13 protein-coding genes are annotated in these 17411 nt (G+C 63.1%); all 13 read right to left on the bottom strand.

Annotated elements, in window-relative coordinates; all coding sequences use genetic code 11:
* Positions 1-90: 90 nt before the first annotated feature.
* Positions 91-1143: a polysaccharide biosynthesis protein gene (locus GA0111570_RS03365; protein WP_092606358.1), complete on the bottom strand. Its 1053-nt coding sequence runs from the start codon at positions 1141-1143 to the stop codon at positions 91-93.
* Positions 1144-1237: 94 nt separating this feature from the next.
* Positions 1238-2335, bottom strand: coding sequence for a polysaccharide biosynthesis C-terminal domain-containing protein (locus GA0111570_RS03360; protein WP_092606356.1), 1098 nt, complete (start codon positions 2333-2335; stop codon positions 1238-1240).
* 405 nt (positions 2336-2740) lie between these two features.
* Positions 2741-4129, bottom strand: coding sequence for a glycosyltransferase family protein (locus GA0111570_RS17250; RefSeq protein WP_139283128.1), 1389 nt, complete (start codon positions 4127-4129; stop codon positions 2741-2743).
* Positions 4130-4228: 99 nt separating this feature from the next.
* Positions 4229-5554, bottom strand: a complete 1326-nt coding sequence (locus tag GA0111570_RS03355; RefSeq protein WP_092606354.1) for a polysaccharide pyruvyl transferase family protein — start codon at positions 5552-5554, stop codon at positions 4229-4231.
* A gap of 309 nt (positions 5555-5863) precedes the next feature.
* Positions 5864-6979: a glycosyltransferase family 4 protein gene (locus GA0111570_RS03350; protein WP_092606352.1), complete on the bottom strand. Its 1116-nt coding sequence runs from the start codon at positions 6977-6979 to the stop codon at positions 5864-5866.
* Complete coding sequence (locus tag GA0111570_RS03345) at positions 6972-7862, bottom strand: transketolase family protein (protein ID WP_217634000.1); 891 nt, start codon at positions 7860-7862, stop codon at positions 6972-6974. Before GA0111570_RS03345 ends, GA0111570_RS03350 begins: the two co-directional genes overlap by 8 nt.
* Before the next feature lie 29 nt (positions 7863-7891).
* A complete protein-coding gene (locus tag GA0111570_RS03340; RefSeq protein ID WP_092606348.1) occupies positions 7892-8731 on the bottom strand; it encodes a transketolase in 840 nt (279 codons plus the stop codon).
* Positions 8728-9681 (bottom strand): aldo/keto reductase, encoded by a 954-nt coding sequence (locus GA0111570_RS03335; RefSeq protein ID WP_092606346.1) that lies wholly within the window; start codon positions 9679-9681, stop codon positions 8728-8730. The genes GA0111570_RS03340 and GA0111570_RS03335 overlap by 4 nt, the downstream gene beginning before the upstream one ends.
* Positions 9668-10435 (bottom strand): sugar transferase, encoded by a 768-nt coding sequence (locus GA0111570_RS03330; RefSeq protein ID WP_217633999.1) that lies wholly within the window; start codon positions 10433-10435, stop codon positions 9668-9670. Before GA0111570_RS03330 ends, GA0111570_RS03335 begins: the two co-directional genes overlap by 14 nt.
* Entirely contained in the window at positions 10428-12290 is a 1863-nt protein-coding gene (locus GA0111570_RS03325; protein ID WP_092606342.1) for a polysaccharide biosynthesis protein, read from the bottom strand. The genes GA0111570_RS03330 and GA0111570_RS03325 overlap by 8 nt, the downstream gene beginning before the upstream one ends.
* Positions 12291-12477: 187 nt before the next feature.
* Complete coding sequence (locus tag GA0111570_RS03320; protein WP_175557300.1) at positions 12478-13929, bottom strand: tyrosine-protein kinase domain-containing protein; 1452 nt, start codon at positions 13927-13929, stop codon at positions 12478-12480.
* Between the two features lie 283 nt (positions 13930-14212).
* A complete protein-coding gene (locus tag GA0111570_RS03315) occupies positions 14213-14752 on the bottom strand; it encodes a GNAT family N-acetyltransferase (protein ID WP_092606338.1) in 540 nt (179 codons plus the stop codon).
* A gap of 55 nt (positions 14753-14807) precedes the next feature.
* Positions 14808-17408, bottom strand: coding sequence for an ATP-dependent helicase HrpB (gene hrpB, locus GA0111570_RS03310; RefSeq protein ID WP_092606336.1), 2601 nt, complete (start codon positions 17406-17408; stop codon positions 14808-14810).
* Positions 17409-17411 lie beyond the last annotated feature (3 nt).

Below are 17411 nucleotides of genomic sequence, written 5' to 3'. Positions count from 1 at the left end.
CCTGCGGTATGAACAGTTCGCTCCTCCAGAATATGGTGGCGAGTTCGCCATCTCCGCGGCAGCTCGCTGCGCCTGCGGCTACAACACACATCAGGCGACACCCCGCTCGGTCAGCGCTGCGATCTCGGGGATCGTGAGTAGCAGGTCTTTCGTCTCCTCCAGCGAGAGCCGGTCGGTGTTCTCCGACGTGTAGTCATCCAAGCCGGCCAGTCGCGTCTCGCCATCGTCGAAGTACAACTCGTACTGCAGCGATCGGGCGTCCAGGGGGACCCGAAAATACCCGCCCTGATCCTCGGCCTTCGCCATCTCTTCGCGGCTCAGCAGCGTCTCATGGAGCTTCTCACCATGACGGGCTCCGATCACGCGGATCTCGGGGTCGTCGTTACCGAGCAGCGAGGCGACCGCACGTGCCAGCGTTTCAACCGTGCTCGCGGGAGCCTTGCGTACGAACAAATCCCCCGCCGTAGCATGGAAAAAAGCGTGGTAGACGAGATCGACCGACTGCTCCAGCGACATAAGGAAACGTGTCATCAGCGGTTCAGTCAGCGTCAGAGGCTTCCCAGCCTGCAACTGCTGGATGAAGAGCGGAATAACCGAGCCGCGCGAGTACATGACGTTGCCGTAGCGGGTCAGCGAGACGGTCGTCGGGCAGTTCGGGTTGTTCCGAGCGAACGCCTGAGCGGTCTTCTCCATCAACGCCTTGGTCATGCCCATCGCGTTGACCGGGTAGACGGCCTTGTCTGTACTGAGGCAGACCACCGAGCGGACCCCCGCCTTTGCCGCGGCTTCAATCACGTTATAGCTCCCCCGCACGTTGGTCTTGACAGCCTGCTCAGGGAAGAACTCGCACGATGGAACCTGCTTGAGCGCAGCGGCATGGAAGACGAAGTCAGCGCCACGCACGGCCTGGTAGACGCTGTCGGTGTCTCGCACGTCACCGATGAAGTAGCGGACGCGTGGGTCATCGGTGCGACGACGCATCGCGTCCTGCTTGGCCTCGTCACGACTGAAGATGTTGATACCGCCGACGCCCTTACGAAGCAGGTCCATGGCCATGGTGGAGCCGAAGGAACCGGTGCCTCCTGTGATGGTTACGACGGAGTCACGGATGCTGGTGGTGTTAGGCAAGTTCTTCTCGCTCATCTGGGTTGGAATCCTTCGGAAAGCTGAGCGCTAGGCGAAGCCGGATGATATCTGGCTGTGCGCAACAGGGGTACGACCTCAAGCCGGTCTCCCATCACACCACCTCCGCGAAGGTGTCAGGATCCCCTGGGTCAAAGAGCTCGTTGATCCAGAAAAGTGTTGTCAGGGTTTCTGATCCGATATTAATGATGTTGTGAGACCACATCGTAGGCATGTCCACAACACACGGTTCATCACCCGAGACGTCAAAACTCACAACTTCGTCGCTAAATATCCGTCGCAAGCTTATGCGGGCATTACCGGAGAGAACGACGAATCGTTCGATCTTCCGCAGGTGATAGTGGTTTCCCCGAGTGACACCTGGCACAGTCGTGGAGAAGGACGTCTGGCCTCCCCCATCGACAACACGGACAGTCTCGAAGAACGATCCGCGCTGGTCTGCGTGCTTAACAAGCGGGATAGGCGAGCGCAGCGGAAACAGAGCTGCCCGATAGCTGTTAAAAAGGGAAACTTCGAAGGGTGAACGCAATGCCGGAATATCGCCCTTAGAGTAAAGCCGGTCGAAATGGAGCAGCATATCGTAAACACCTCGGACGGTCGCCTGCGAGCCCATGATCGGAAGAGCCAACGCCTCGGCTTCCGAAGCCGTACGCTCCAGGGTTAGCCCGTCTATGAGTGCCTGTGCCGCCTCTTGCGCATGCAACAGAGCGATCGGACGATCGACGATGTTCGGCACAGTACCGTCTATGACGGCCTGGATGAACGTTGCGACAAAGGTGTTGTAGTTAGGGCGGGCATGCTCCCCGAACAGATTCGGGAATCTCAAATTGACAAATTTTGCCCCCTTTTCCGCAGCCACCTCTGACAAGATCTCAGCGGAACGTGCCTTGTCGCTACCATAGGGCGTCCCATTCCCTGCATGAATCGTGTTTGCGTAAACGATCCTAGTGCACGAATCGGAATTTCTGGCCGCTTCGGCAACTTGAGCCGCCAGATCGCTATTTCCCGTAGGTTCCCCATGGGCGTTCACCCCGGCGACGTGAATAATCGCGTCCACATCTCGCGCCAATGCGGACAACTGGCCCCACATGCTCCTCGTGACAGGAACAACCTCGTGATCGCCTTGCGCACTGAGACGTGTCCGAGTATGCCACCCCAAGAACCCATCTGCACCAGTCAATAAAATCTTCATGCGGTCCTGCCTACCATTTCCTAAATATCGGGAAGGCCCTCATTAACAATTCGCCACGAGTTCCCTCAACACTTCCAACTCTCGACTTCAAGTTAAACCTATCTAATGGAATTCGCAGTGATGTGAGTCTTTCATGACCAGAGCCTTCGCACAGTTCCGAATTGTCCACGCCTCGTGCGACCGTTGCGTCACATCTTCTTGTTGAAGCAGATAGCAAGGCTGATAATAAGTACTTGCATTCGCACTGCCGCCCAAATTGAAGGCACTAGGTGTCATAAGGACGTTCATTACGCTGCAGTTGTTTCCATGAAAGTATCCTCTTCGTGCGGTTCGCTGCATGTGTTAATTTAGTTCCACTGGGGAGAATGAGCAGCATAACCCGACTCACCTCAGACGAGGACATCATCAAGCGATTCTTCCAACCGACTGCCCCGCGCTGACCAGGGACCCAATGGCGGAAGTAAAATCGTCGCGAATTCTTGACAATTCATGGTTCCGCACCCCGCAAGCCCAAGCTTTATCGCCATACTCAGCAATAATTTCAGGATTATGAAGGATTCTTCGCAATTGCGGCCCAATGGCGTCCTCGTCACTCGCTACAATTGCGGCATCATTCTCAATCAAATAGCTTATTGAATTCGCACCAGCCCAGCCCGCCGCAAATATGCACTTCCCGCTCCGAAAGTAGTCGACCAACTTCGTGGAAAATGAAAGCCGAGTCTGCATCTTGTACTTAAGCTCAAATGATTCGACATGCACGACAATATCACCCCCACCGAGAATTCCGGGTATCGCACTTGCTGGAACTTCACCCATCAGAAACACTTCACCAGGGAAGTCGAAAGACTCCACCATTCGCTGGGTCAGCGCATCGGCACTATAAATATGGAGCCGCATCTTAAGACTCCCCGCATTCTGCCGATGAATTTCTCGTGCCAACATGGACAGCGTCTTCCACCTCTTCCCACCAAGTAAATTCCCGGCGTAGACGAAATCGACAATAGGGCCGAGTGTGGTGTGCGACGGCTTCCCATCTCCGATTACCATGCCCCTCCTCATGATACGGAACTTATCTCCGAATTCTCTACTCAGTTCATCCTTCTGTGTATCGCTCATGCAATAGCACAGGTCCGCATGCACAAGACTCCTGCGGACCTTGCTCCTTAGCACAACCCTGTTAATCCAGTACAAAGGAGATAGCGACACCTGCCTCAACGAATACATATCGTCACCAGTGAAGAGCACAACCTTCGCACCAGTGCATGCCTTTACGTAATGCAATACGTCGTGCATGTAGAAGCAGCCATGGATAGGCATATATATCACTTCGGGGTTGAACTCCGTGAGGAAGTCACGCAGATTAGCGTTCTTCCACTTCCCAGCACACCACAATAACTCCCGCGCCCACAGCAGCGCGTGGAATCTCCGGCTTCGGAAGAAGCGGTATAGCCTTCTCTCGTTGTCCGCAGCTTCGCGATCAGTCGCCTGCTGGCTCTTCGTTAGGCCGACATAGTCCGATCTCGTTCCGATGGGTCCGCCCTGAAAAATACTTTGAACAAGGTCGGCTTCCGTTATTCGAAAGTACTGATCGCAGACATCATTGTTCGGCGCTTCAGACCGGCAATACAAGTTCGCGATACTGTTTCGATCCCAGCCGCCAAAGAAGTTCGTTGTAGTGAGGCCCGTGCTATTGCTGTCATTCCAAGAATTATTAGTGATCACTAGAACTCGAGTCATATCCAAATACGCTCCTGTCTGGACCCACATCGCATGGTCACTGCTCAACTCTTTCACCCATGAGCAAGGTTAGGCTACTGCATCCTTCATGGCGCATGTTTCGCGGATTGAGTCATGACCACTTCGTCAATGCACCAATCCAGCGCGAACTCAGGTTCACGGATATGCCCTCCGAATCAACTGCGCCAGTTCGGCGTGGCGGTCCCCGCAATCCTTGCGAAGTGTAACAAGATGATCTCTCAACTCGGGTTCATCTACCAATTCGGAAAAGAGCTCGGAGGCTGCCTCCGCACGGAATGCCTCAATATCGATGGCAAACCGCGATAGGCCAGCGTCCCTCATAATACCCTTCCCCTTATTGCCGCCATAGGCGATAGCTAGCGCTGGAACGCCTTCGGATAACGCAAATATCACGGAGTGGAATCTCGTTCCAATCACGTAGTCGCATTCTCCGTAGAGAGCCTTCAGTTCGCGACACGTGTAGGTCGGCTGGGAAACTACTTCGTAGTCAACTCCTGATAGCCGATGCGTGATCGCTTTGATTGCCGAAATGTCGCTCTCATGTTCACCGCCGGCTATTACGTGCTCGATTAGCACCGGAATGAAGTCGTGGCTGGAAAGCCATGCGACAAGCTTGGCCATTTCGTCTAGATAGCGAGCGTATGCTTCGGCGGGGTCTGGAGAGTGCGGAAAGCGATATGGTCGCGCAGTTATACCAACAACGGGTTTGCTGCCGTGGTGCTGCCGTATTGATCTAATGGGCGATTCGTCTAGGGGGAGGCTGTCCAAGCTGAAGGCGAGGTCCGGGTATAGCTGACTTTCGACTCCGATTGCACTGAGAGCTTTCTGCGAAATGGACTCACGGGCCGTGACCACTGAGCATCTATTGAGCGCACCTCGAACCAGAAATCGGTATAGGGCTCCTTTGAACGGCCCGAATGAATTCGGCATCACGTAGACTGGCTTGCCTAGCGACTGTGCGAGAAAGACATGGAAGAGAAGGTAAAAGGCGCGGTAAGGGTCGGTAATGCTGTTCGTGGAGTGGATGAAGCCTCCGCCTTTCACGAAGCAAATATCACTTTCCTCCATGACCTTCAACGTCTTACGCTCCCCCAGCGTCAAGAATCTGCGTAGAACTGCTCGGCCTGTTGTCGTCAGCAGAATCATGCACTTGACCGTATCGACAAGAGCAATAGCCCCCCAGACTAGTACCAGCAACGGCCCGTAGTGCAGGTTACTCTTGGGGGAGTATCTGGTGTTTGGGTGGCTTAGAAGCGGTGCGAGGAGACCGATTCCCGTCGCCTCTGACTGTGGCGCACCTTGTACGGGGTCGCCAAGCATGTAGAATTGGCCAGTGTATCCCGCTGCTTCAGCCACGCGACGAGTCTCCCACACGAGGGCCTGATCGCCCCTATTAGAGTCATCACACGTGGGAACAATCACGGCGCCCCCCGTTTTTGGCAGACTGTGCTTCTCGGGCATCCTAGGTTCCTCCCATGCTAGACCGCCCCGCGTGTTCGGGAGCTTCTGGATTTGCCTCTACCCGGTTTGGCAGAGGATGTTTCTTGCAGCATTGTAGAACTCTTCTCCTCGCAGCGGTTCGAGATAGCGGAAAGGCTGACGTCGCCGGTGCTGCGACCAACGCCTAGGTGCCCGCAAGGACGAACATCGACACAATAGGCGAACAGACGACGAAATCCGAGGCGGAGTCCAGGAAGTAGCGGGCGACGCTCGAGGGGATGAGACCGGCACACCCCAGTTATGAGCATCCACCGTTCGAAGTCTCGCTTCCTACTCAGGGGGCGCACAGGCGTTTCGGATCTCCGCCATGTACTGGTCTACTACCTTCTCGCGGTCGAATTGTGTTTCCATTTTTTGCCGAGCTGCCAACCCCATGGATCGCCGACCTTCCCGAGAAATTGAGAGAAAACGCTCGATTGCAGATGCCAGCGCGTGAGCGTCCTTCACGGGGAAGAGAAGCCCAGAGGTGCCGTCGTCTATAGCCTCATGGCAGCCAGGGATGTCGGAGACGATGCATGGGACCCCTGTCGCGGATGCCTCTAAGATGACGTTCGCCATCCCCTCGTGATGGGACGCGTGGATCAGGCAATCTGACTCTGAGAGCAACTCCCGCACGCGCGCCTGTGGGACGCTACCGTGAACGACGACTGGGAATCCGTTCTCCATCTCTCCCACCACCTCACGGTACGACTCATCCTCGTACCAACCGACGAGGTGGAACTCGACGTCGTCATGCACCGCGCAGATTTGCCGGATGGCGGCGAAAAGTTCGTCGAACCCCTTGTCTCGGCGGATTCGTGCGACAGTGATAAACCGGGTTACCCCTTCATTCTCGCGAGCCTCTGCGAGGCTATTTTCCTTCAAGTTGACTCCAGAGCCTGAGACAACGGTCGAGTTGGCGTAAGTGACTACTTGGCGGTCAATGAAGAATTTCCTGTTCGCGGAGTTTTCAAAGAACACGATGGACGCTCTCCGCAAAGCCAGCCGGTAAAGCGAGGTCATGAAGTTGCGAACGGCCCCTTCTCTTTGAAAGGTGGAACCCAACCCCGTGACAGCGCCGACAAACGGCGCGTGAACGATTTGACTGACGAAACCACCGTAAATGTTCGGCTTTGCGGTGAATGTGACGATCACGTCAGGGCCAACATGCTGAGCGATCTTGAAGAGATTGAACACCGAGACCAACTCCTGAAGTGGGTTGGTCCCGAAGCGGCTTAGTGACGTCTCCACTACTTCGCAACCCAAGTCACGCAGCGCCTGACTGCGGTCGTGTGCAGGGAGGGCAATGGTGACCTCGAAGCCCACGGCTACCAAGCGACGAAGCAGTTCACGACGGAAGTGGATGATGCTAGTGATGTCATTCGCGAAGATCAGGACCCTAGGCATTCGCCACCTCACGGACACGGGCAGCGATCTTCCGTGCGCTCATGCCGTAGACGTCGCGGAGATACTTCTGCGACCCAACGATGCTGGAGTAGCGATCATCCAGTCCGATCCGGACCAGCCGCGCCCGCGGGTTAGGCAACTCCGACAGCACTTCGGCTACGGAGCCCCCAAATCCCCCGACCACGTTGTGTTCCTCCACGGTGACCAGGACGCCGAACCGGGTTGCCAAGTCGGCGATAGCATCGGCGTCGATCGGCTTGACGGTTGGGAATGAGACCACCGCGACGCTGACGCCTTCTGCGGCAAGCAGCCTGCGGGCCTCCAGCACCTCGTCGCCGATCGCCCCGGTGAACAGCAGTGCGGCGTCGTTCCCGTCGAACACCGGCATCGCGCGCCCGATCTGGAAACCTTCGCTCGGGCAGTTCAACTCTGGTTCACCGCCCCGACCGAGCCGCAAGTAGCAGGTCCCCGGATGCGCGTAGATCGCCTCAGTGGCCAACTGCGCTTGCGAGGGATCGGAGGGCGCCATCACTGTGACGTTCGGCAGCCCTCGCATGATAGCGAGGTCCTCAGTGGCGTGGTGGCTCATCCCGAGTGAACCGTACACAAAACCGCCGCCCACGCAGACGATCTTGACGTTCGCCTCGTGGTACGCGCAGTCGTTGCGGATCTGCTCCAGCGCACGGATGGTGGGGAAATTGCCGATGGAGTAGGTGAAGACTGTCTTGCCCTCCAGAGCCATCCCCGCCGCGAAGCTCGTCATGTTCTGCTCTGCGATGCCCGCGTTGGTGAACTGGTCCGGAAACCGCTCCCAGTATGGCTTGAGCACGCCGAACCCGAGATCGCCCGTAACCAGGTGCACGCTCGAGTCCTTGGCGGCCAAGCTCATTAGCGTCGAAACGAAACGATCCCTCATCGCGCAGCCTCCTCGCTGGTGGTGGCGGGGCGCTGGGCGTCCAACTCGGCCACTGCGCCGTCGTACTCCTCGCCCTCATGGGGGAAGCGGTAGTGCCACAGGATGTCGTTCTCCATGAACGAGATCCCCTTGCCTTTCGTTGTCTCGGCGATGACGACGGTTGGCTTCGCCGAGCCGCGGCAGCCGTGCAGTGCCTGCCTCAGTTCGGCGTGGTCGTGGCCATCAACCTCGAGGGTGTTCCACCCGAATGCGCGCCACTTGTCCGCGAACGGTTCGAGGGCGATGGTGGCCTCGGTATCCAAGAGGCTCTGCATCCGGTTGCGGTCGATGATGGCCACCAGGTTTCCGAGCCCATAATGGTTCGCGACCAGCGCGGCTTCCCAGACCGACCCCTCATCGCACTCGCCATCACCGAGGATGACGAAGACCCGGTGTGCCTTGCCGTCCTTCTTGGCCGCGTACGCCATGCCAGCCCCGACCGAAAGACCGTGGCCGAGCGACCCGGTGGAAAGCTCGACCCCCGGCACGCCCTTGTGTGAGACATGCCCAGACAGCCGGCTGCCATCGGCGTAATGGGTGGCGAGTTCGGCGACCTCGAAAAACCCCTTCTCGGCGAGCGCAGCGTAGATCGACGCGCCGGCATGCCCCTTGCTCAGGATCACCCGATCGCGGTCGACCTTCCTCGGGTCGCTCGGGTCGACGTTGGCAACGTCCGCATAGAGGACGGCGACGATATCTGCCACAGACAGGATGGAGCCGACATGCGATCCGCCGGAGAGGTGGGTCATCTCGACCCCATGGCGGCGGATGCGCCAAGCAAGTTCAATGCTGTTCAAGACACCCGTTCCTTTGTGGTCGAAATTGAGTCCAATACACTGATGGCTTCTGCGGGAAGGTGCCAATCCACCGCCTCTAGGTTGGACTCCAATTGCTTCACGTTCTTGATGCCCACGATCGCCACGGTTCCTGGCACGTGATCGAGAATCCACCGGACCGCCACGGCAGCCACGCTCTTGCCAACCTCGCCCGAGATACTCCGTAAGACCTCGACGATGCGCAGGTTGTGCGCCAACTTGTCGCCGTGGAAGTTCACATAGACCGAACGGCTGCGACGATCGTCGGGACCGAAGGTGCTTGTCGCGTCGTACTTGCCGGTGAGGATTCCCTGACCCAAGCTGCCCCACGTGAGCGGGCTGAAGCCGAAGTGGTCCGCGAGCGCCAACATGTCGTCCTCGTGGGCGCGATTCGCGAGGCTGAACTCGTCCTGAAAGCTGACGAAGGCGTCCGAGAGCGTGCCCAGATCGGCGGCGTCGTCCCGTCCTACGTTCGAAAGGCCGAGGTGGCGGATCTTCCCTTCTTGCTGTAGGTCGCGCAGAGTGCCGACCACGTCTGCCAGCGGGGTTGCGCCGTCGCGGTAGTGAATCTGGTAGAGGTCAACATGGTCTGTGCCCAACCGCTCGAGGCTGTTCTCAAGGGCAGTGCGGATCCAAGTGGGCGAGTTGTCATAGAAGGTGCGCCCACCCTCGACGCGCACCCCGAACTTGGTCGCGATCACCGCGTCGTCACGTCGGCCCTGCAACGCCTCACCGAGCGTCCGCTCGCCCTCGCCCAGACCGTACGTATCGGCAGTGTCGAAGAAGTTGAGCCCGGAATCGAGTGCGACGTTGATGGCGCGGACGAAATCTTCGCGGGAAACATTGCCCCAACCGTGACCACCCATCGGGCAGCCGCCAAAGGCCAAACGGGAGACTTGCAACCCGCTCGCCCCCAACTCAGTTGTCTCCATGAGATCCTCCCCCTTTGAAGATGTGACGAAGCACGCCCTTGACCGCTCGGACCACAGTGATGACGAAGAGACGTAGGTCGGTCAGCGGAGACATCTGCTCGACGTAATGGATGCGCAACTGATTCTTCCGTTGCAGGACATCGCGTTCATATGCGGCGTCAGCGTCTCCAGCCCCGACGACCTCGTCGAGGTTGATGTACTCGATCGAACTGAAATCGGTGATTCCAGGGCGAACCTTGCTTATGTAGGTCTCCAGCCCCGCGTATTGCCGCGTGTATTGGAGGAGTTCGGGGCGGGGGCCGACGAAGCACATCTCGCTCCGGATAATGTTGAGCAGTTGCGGAAACTCGTCCAACTTCGTCTTCCGCAGGAGTCTGCCGACCCGGGTGATCCGGGGGTCCGCCAAGGCTGTCGTGCCCCCGCCGATCTGATCCGCGTTGCGAACCATGGTGCGAAACTTGTAGATCCGGAACGGCTTGCCACGGAAGCCGCCGCGCTCCCCCCGATAGAAGACCGGCAGGCCCGTATCGACGATGATGGCCAAGGCGATGACCGTGAGTACTGGCGACAACGTGACGAGCAGCGGCACCGCGATGACCGGTCCGACGATCGGCTTGAAGATGAGGTTGTACGGCCCGGAGACCCTGCGTTCGAGACGGCGCTCAAAGGACTGCTCACGATCTTGGTTAGGTTCCCCCGACGCAGCGTTGTCTAGCGGGGTGAGGTGTTCGCTGACATCACTGCGCTCAGCCACGGTTGTAGACCGCCGAATCGCAAACGGCATTCGCCCCAGCCTCCGGCGACAACTGGGTGCTCAACCTTTGGCGAGACAGCACCGCCTTGATGGCATCCCCGTCCTGCGGATCCGTCGCGCGCGCCTCCCCCGGTGTCATCTCTGGCACCGAGACGCGGTTGATCAGCGGGTGGGCGCTCGGCTCACCGTTCTCCCGGGCGCTGAAGAGCACCTCATGTAGCTTCTCGCCGTGCCGCAGTCCGGTGAATTCGATCTCCACGTCCGTCCGGTGGGACTCCTCCAGGAGCCTCCGGGCCACGTCGACGATCCGAATCGGCTCACCCATGTCGAGCACCAGCACGTCCCGTGGCCGGCCGATCGCGCCGGCCTGGAGCACCAGCTCGCAGGCCTCCGGGATCGTCATGAAGTAGCGGGTGACGTCGGGGTGGGTAACGGTGATCGGTCCGCCTCGCTCGATCTGCGAGCGGAAGGTGTACAGCACCGAGCCGCGCGAGCCCAGCACATTGCCGAACCGAACCGACAGGTAGCGCACGTCGTAGGTGCCGGCATACCAGGAGGTGAGCCGCTCGGCGATCCGCTTGGACTGGCCGAGGACACTCGAGGGGTCGGCGGCCTTGTCGGTGGAGATGTTGACCAGCGTCTCCACGCCGGCCTCGTGAGCGGCCTGCAGCACGTTGAGGCTGCCCAGGACGTTGGTCTTCCACCCCTCCAAGGGGTACATCTCGAGCATCGGCAGGTGCTTCAGCGCAGCCGTGTGGAAGACGACCTCGGGCCGGTGGTGCCGGAACACCTCCGCCAGGGCGGCCTTGTCGCGGATGTCGCACAACACCATGTCGTCGGTGTCCAGCAGGCCGACGCCGTAGATCGATAGCTGCAGCGCGTGCAGGGCTGATTCGTCCCGGTCGAGCAGGATCAGCTTTCGTGGCCCGAGCTTGTGCACCTGGCGCGACAGCTCGGAGCCGATCGATCCACCGGCACCCGTCACGAGCACGACCTTGCCGGCGACGTAGTCCCCGATCGCCTGCAGGTCCGTGTGGATCTGGCGCCGACCCAGCAGGTCCGCGACGTTGAACTCGCGCAGTTCCTGGAGGCGGACGCGCCCACCGATCCGTTCCCGCACCGGCGGAACGGTGATGAACTTCAGGCCTGCGGCCTGGCTCTCCTCTGCGAGGCGATCGATCAGCTCGCGGGTGGCAGCGCTGATCGCGAGGATGACGCCGTCAGCATCGGTCTGTCGGGCGATGTCCAGCAGGTCCGAGCCCTGTCCGAGCACCCGGTAGGAGCCGATCCTCCGGTATCGCTTGGTCAGGTCGTCGTCGATGAAACCGACGATCTGGTAGGGCGGCTCGGAGGCGTGGTCGACAAGCCGAGCTACGTCATGGCCGTCGTCACCAGCGCCGTACACGAGAACCTTCGCTGCCGTCGGGTTGGGCAGTGGTCTGCCTCCTCGACGGTGGTCCTGTCGGAACAGGCTCCGGAACGCCCACCGGCCCAGGCCCATGAACGTCAGGGCAAGGGGAGGTAGCACGAGGGCAACACCACGGGGGAAGTCAGGCACCGCGACAACGAAGACAAGGCCGAGCGACAGGGATACGGGCGCAACAAGGACGCCCAAGGCGCTTGCCTCGGCGAAGCTACCGACCCGGTACCGCCCCATGTAGAGGTGGAACCCGTAGGCGCAGACCAGCGTCAGGACGATGGCGCTGACGGTGTAGTTCAGGACGGCCTGCCACTGGGACTGGGTCAAGATGAGGTCATAACGAAGCGTCACGAAGATCGCGAAGGAGAGCAACCAGGCCAGTGCGTCCCAGCCCGCCAGCACCAGTCGGCGCCAGAAGATCGGCAGCAAACTCATCGCGCAACTCCTTCGGTGATGAGGTGCCCGCAAGGGTGCACCTCGCTACCTTCACCGAGCACGAGCCGGGCCATGAGATGCCCGTCGGCTCCGGTCGTCACAACGATCGACGTCTTGTCTTCCACCTTGCTTCCCCCCAATTTGTCGTGCCGCGCCCGCGGCGCGCCCTGCTCGGTCTCTCGTCGGTTCAGCGTCCCCAGTTGGCGCTGCGTCGGGGCCCCGCCCCTTCCATCGGAACGGGCACCTCCTCGGCCCGCTGCGGAGCAACGAGCGATCCCTGACGGTGCACGTCATCGGCATACCGGCGGTAGTAACCACCTGTATTCATGTCCTTGGCCTGCAGCTTGTTCAGGACGACGCCCAGGATCCGGCCCTCGACCGACTCCAGGCTCTCCACGGCCGCGGCCAGCTCGGGTGCCCGTACTTCTCCGCTCCCAACGACGAGCAGGGCACCGTTGGTGATCCGCGACAGGATCGCCGCATCGGTGACCGGCAGCAGCGGCGGCGCATCGAGCACCACGACGTCGTACTCCTGGGTGACCGTGGTGATCAGGTGCTCCATCGCCGCCGAGCCGAGCAGTTCGGCCGGGTTGGGGGGCACGTGGCCTGCAGGGAGGACTTGGAGGCTCGAGAACCCGGCCTGCTGGACGACCTCGCGCAGGTGGGTGCGGCCGATCAGCACGGTGCTCAGCCCGACCGAGCCCTCCAGCCCAAGGGCCCCCGCCACTGTGGGCTTGCGCATGTCGGCATCGATCAGCAGCACCCGCAGACCGGCGTCCGCGAGGGACTCGGCGGTGTTGATCGCCGTACTCGTCTTGCCCTCGTCAGCAACAGAGGACGTGATCACGAAGGATCGTCCACCATGGCCCGGATCGAGGAACTGCAGGTTGGTCCGCAGCCGTCGGAACGCCTCCGCCCGCGGGGAGGTCCGGTCGTCAGACAGCAGCAGGGGCGCGTCCGTAGCGGTCCTGTCGAGGGCGATCCGGGCGATGATCGGGGCATCGGTCACCGACGCGACGTCGGCATCGGTGCGGACATGGGTGTCCAGGCTGTCTCGCAGGATCGCCTGGCCGGCCCCGAGGAACAGGCCGAGCAGCAGCCCGAGGGCCAGGTTCTGGGCGATCTTCGGAGTGGTCGGCGACGTCGGCGTGGCCGCGGGAGTGATCACCGTCGCGACGACTGACTTCTGGCCGTTCACCGCGGACGGCGAGAGGTTCCGGACGGTCTCCACCAACTGGCCGCTGACAGCGTCGGCTGCCGCGGCTGCCGCCTGGGGGGACGGGTCGGTCACCGCGATATCGATGACGGCGGTGTTGGTGGGAACCGTCACCGTGAGCCGCTTGGCCAGATCTGCCGGGGTCTCGGACAGCCCGAGCTTGGTGATCACCGGCTGCAGGACCAGCGGGGAGGTCGCCACCTCGACGTACGACTCGACCTGCTTGGCGGTGAAGGTCGTGCCCTGGGCGAGATCGGAGGCGGTTCCCGAGCCGTTGACCGAGAAGAAGAGGGCCGACTTCGCGGTGTAGATCGGCGTGCTCAGGAGGTTGAAGGTCGCTGCGGCGATCACACCCAGCAGGACGAGGGCCGTCAGGCTACGCCAGTACTTGCGCAACACGGCGATGTAGTCCCGCAGTTCCATGGCCGCTCCCCGATCGACATCAGCTATCGGGGGGCAGACTACGCGGTCCATATGACACCCACAGGGCGACCGGGGGTAGCCTAAAGTCTCTTCAGTGCCCTTAGAGGCAAGCTGCCCCTGTCACGGGAGGGCACGCGGTGTGTTAAAGATCACAAAACAACTGGGAGCAACGCCGTTCCGAAGCACTCTGCACCGTCCCTATCTCCCGCTGCGAGGACGTGCGGAACAGATCGCCGACAAGCGCCAACGCTCCGGGCTGCAGAACAGTCTCAGCGGACGATCGTCAGGAGCCGACCAGGGAAAGGTCGAGGCACCAGCGCACCCTGCCCCGCTCCGCCGCACCGTCGAGGACGGGGTCCGGGTCAGCCACGAACCCCAATCGCTCCAGCGTCTGGGGCATAGCGGTGTGATGCTCGGGGACCGTGGTCACGAGGTGATCGGCCAGGCGCCGGCTCGCAGCCCATGCGATCCAGGCGCGGAGCGCCTCGGTGGCGTAGCCGCGGCCGCGCCGATCCGGGGTGATCGAGAACTCGATGCCGAGCTCGTCGCGTTCCTCGTTCCTGACCAACCCGGCCAGTCCGACGAAGACTCCGGTGGAGCGTTCGACCAGGCCACTGGGGCCGTAGCCGTACCGGTCCCAGTGGGCTTCGCACCGCCTGAGTCGGTCCTTGGCCGCCATCAGGGTCCGGGCGTCCAGCCCGAGCTCGCGAGCTACTGTCGGGACCGCGAACAACTCCGAGACCCGATCGAGGTCGGCGTACACCAACGGCCGCAGCACGAGGCGATCGGTGATGAAGGTCAGGCAGGCGTGAGGGGCGGCCATGCGATCACGCTAACAGTGCGGAGTGGTCAACTGTCCAACGGCTCCCGGCGGGGTGTCACCGTCCCGACCTCGTCGTCCCCCGCCGCGGCGGAGCCGTCAGCGGATCCTCCGGCCACGGATGCTTCGGGTAGCGGCCGCGATTCTCGGCGCGGACCTGCGGGTACGCGTTCACCCAGAACGAGGGCAGGTCGTCGGTGATCGCCAGCGGCCGGCGGGCCGGCGACAGCAGGTGCAGCAGCACTTTCACCCTCCCCTCGCACACCGTGGGCGTCCGGGTCATTCCGAAGCATTCCTGCAGCTTCACCGCCAGCACCGGGCGGCCGTCCGGGTCGTCGATCTCGGGGTAGTCGATCCGGACGTGCGAGCCGGTCGGCACCTCGATCCGTTCGGGCACCAGTTCGTCCAGCCGCCCGGCCTGCGGCCAGGGCAGCAGCCGGCGCAGCGCCGAGGTCAGGTCCAGCCGGTCGGCCGGGGTTCCCCGCACCAGCGCGTCGATCTCGGGCACCAGCCAGTCCTGCCAGCGCGACAGCAGGTCCTCCTCCGCCATCGAGGGCCACGGCTCCCCGTACACCCGGTGCAGCAGCGCCAGCCGCCGCGCGAGCATGCGCCCGTTGTCGGTCCAGCTGAACACCCCTGGTCCGGCCAGCCCGAGCCCCTGCTCCCGCAGCGCGTCACGGACCGCGGCGCGGGCGACGTCGGGTGAGGGGCGGACGTTCGCCGCGGTCAGTTCGATCGCACCGAGCCGGCGGACCTTGCGGGCGCTGACCTTCCGGCCGGTCCAGGTGCCGACCTCCTCCTCGACCAGCAGCGCCGCGGCGGCCTCCAGTGCGGTCGCCTCGTCGATCGCGACCGCCGAGCGGATCACGGCACCGGTCGTCCCGGCGGTGGCCGAGCGTTCGACCTGGGCGATCGCCAGCCATTCCTGGCCCAGTAGCCCCGAGCCGCGGTCCAGCACCGCCCCCGTGCCCGAGGCCAGCAGGTAGGACGGGTCGTCGCGCCCACCCCGGCGGTGGGCGATCCGGTCCGGGAACGCCATCGCCACCACCAGCGCCAGCGCCGCCTCCGCGGAGCCATGACCGCTCGGGCCGGCCGGACCGCCCGGGCCGACTGGGCCGGCGCCCCTGCCGCTGCCCTTGCCACCCCCCGGCACCAGCCGCGCCAACCGGTCGGCCTCCCGCCGCCACCGCTGTGCCGCCGGGCCGCCGCCGCGCCGGAACTCCCGCAGCAGGGCCGCCAGGTCCCCGCCCGGTGGCCGCTCGTCGGAGGCGACCAGCGCGACCGCCTCGGCGGCGGCCTTCGCGCCGAGCCGTTCGGCCCCGTCGAGCAGCGCCCGGGCCAGCCGCGGGTCGGCCGGCACCGCGGCCATCGCCCGGCCCCGGGCGGTGACGTGCCCGTCGGCCAGCGCGCCGAGTTCGGTCAGGGTCCGCTCGGCCGCCGCCAGGGTGCCTGCCGGGGGCGGATCGGGCAGCGCCAGCCCCTGGCCGCCAGGTGCTCCCCAGACCGCCACGTCGAGCGCGAACGAGGTCAGGTCGGCAGTGGCGATCTCCGGCGGGGCGTACGCATCCATCCGCGCCCAGTCCTGCTCGGCGAAGCACCGCACCACCACGCCGGGCCCGAGCCGGGCCGCGCGGCCGGCGCGCTGCTCGGCCGAGGCGCGCGACTCGCTGACGGTGACCAGCCCGGCCATCCCGCGGATGCTGTCGTACGCGGGTCGGCGGGCCAGCCCGGCATCGACGACCAGCCGGACCCCTGGCACCGTGAGCGAGGACTCGGCCACCGACGTCGAGACCACCACCCGGCGGCGCGGGCCGGGCGCCAGCGCGGCGTCCTGCTCCCGGGACGACAGCCGGCCGTGGAGCGGCAGCACGTCGATGCCCGCTCCCGATCCGAGCGCACCGGCCAGCCGGGAGACGACCTGGCCGACCTCGCGCGCCCCGGGCACGAACACCAGCGCGTCGCCCTCGGGATGGTGTTCCAGGGCCGAGCGGGTCACCCGGGCGACGTGGTCCAGGAACGCCGGCGTGATGCCGCGGGCGTCCAGCCGCAGGGTGCCGGGCGGCAGCGGCGCCCACTCCACCTCGAGCGGGAACAGTGCCGCGTCGACGTCGACCACCGGCGCCGGGTCGGGCGCGGCGAGCAGGCCGGCCCAGCGGTCGGCGTCCAGGGTGGCCGACATCGCCACCACCAGCAGGTCCCCGCGCAGTTCGGCCACCTCGCGGGTCATCGCGACCGCCAGGTCGGAGTCCAGGTGGCGTTCGTGCACCTCGTCGAGCACGACCGCGCCGACGCCGGGCAGGTCGGGGTCGCGCAGCAGCCGGCGGACCAACACGCCCGTGGTGACGAACTCGACCCGGGTCGCGGGCCCGACCTGCTGCTCGCCCCGGACGGTGTACCCGACCAGGTCGCCGAGCCGGGTCCCGGTCAGCTGGGCCAGCCGGCGCGCCGCCGCCCGCGCGGCGATCCGGCGCGGCTGGGTGACGACCACCCGATCGGCCGTCAGCCCCGCCACGGTGGGCGGCACGACAGTGGTCTTGCCGGTGCCGGGCGGGGCCTGGACGACCGCTGTCCCGCTGCGGGCCAGCGCCTCGCGCAGGGTGGGGACGAGCGCGGCGGCGGGGAGTCCGGCGCCAATCACGGCGAGGTCGAAGGTGGGCACCCG

Origin of the sequence: Raineyella antarctica (assembly GCF_900092135.1) — a bacterium.
Taxonomy (GTDB): Bacteria; Actinomycetota; Actinomycetes; order Propionibacteriales; family Propionibacteriaceae; genus Raineyella; species Raineyella antarctica.
This window is presented reverse-complemented; position numbering and strand designations above follow the sequence as displayed.

Bases quoted from the DNA above. Each gene is read 5' to 3' on its own strand.
- GA0111570_RS03365 (WP_092606358.1), bottom strand. From the start codon at position 1,143: ATGAGCGAGAAGAACTTGCCTAACACCACCAGCATCCGTGACTCCGTC.
- GA0111570_RS03360 (WP_092606356.1), bottom strand. From the start codon at position 2,335: ATGAAGATTTTATTGACTGGTGCAGATGGGTTCTTGGGGTGGCATACT.
- GA0111570_RS03355 (WP_092606354.1), bottom strand. From the start codon at position 5,554: ATGCCCGAGAAGCACAGTCTGCCAAAAACGGGGGGCGCCGTGATTGTT.
- GA0111570_RS03350 (WP_092606352.1), bottom strand. From the start codon at position 6,979: ATGCCTAGGGTCCTGATCTTCGCGAATGACATCACTAGCATCATCCAC.
- GA0111570_RS03335 (WP_092606346.1), bottom strand. From the start codon at position 9,681: ATGGAGACAACTGAGTTGGGGGCGAGCGGGTTGCAAGTCTCCCGTTTG.
- GA0111570_RS03325 (WP_092606342.1), bottom strand. From the start codon at position 12,290: ATGAGTTTGCTGCCGATCTTCTGGCGCCGACTGGTGCTGGCGGGCTGG.
- GA0111570_RS03320 (WP_175557300.1), bottom strand. From the start codon at position 13,929: ATGGAACTGCGGGACTACATCGCCGTGTTGCGCAAGTACTGGCGTAGC.
- GA0111570_RS03315 (WP_092606338.1), bottom strand. From the start codon at position 14,752: ATGGCCGCCCCTCACGCCTGCCTGACCTTCATCACCGATCGCCTCGTG.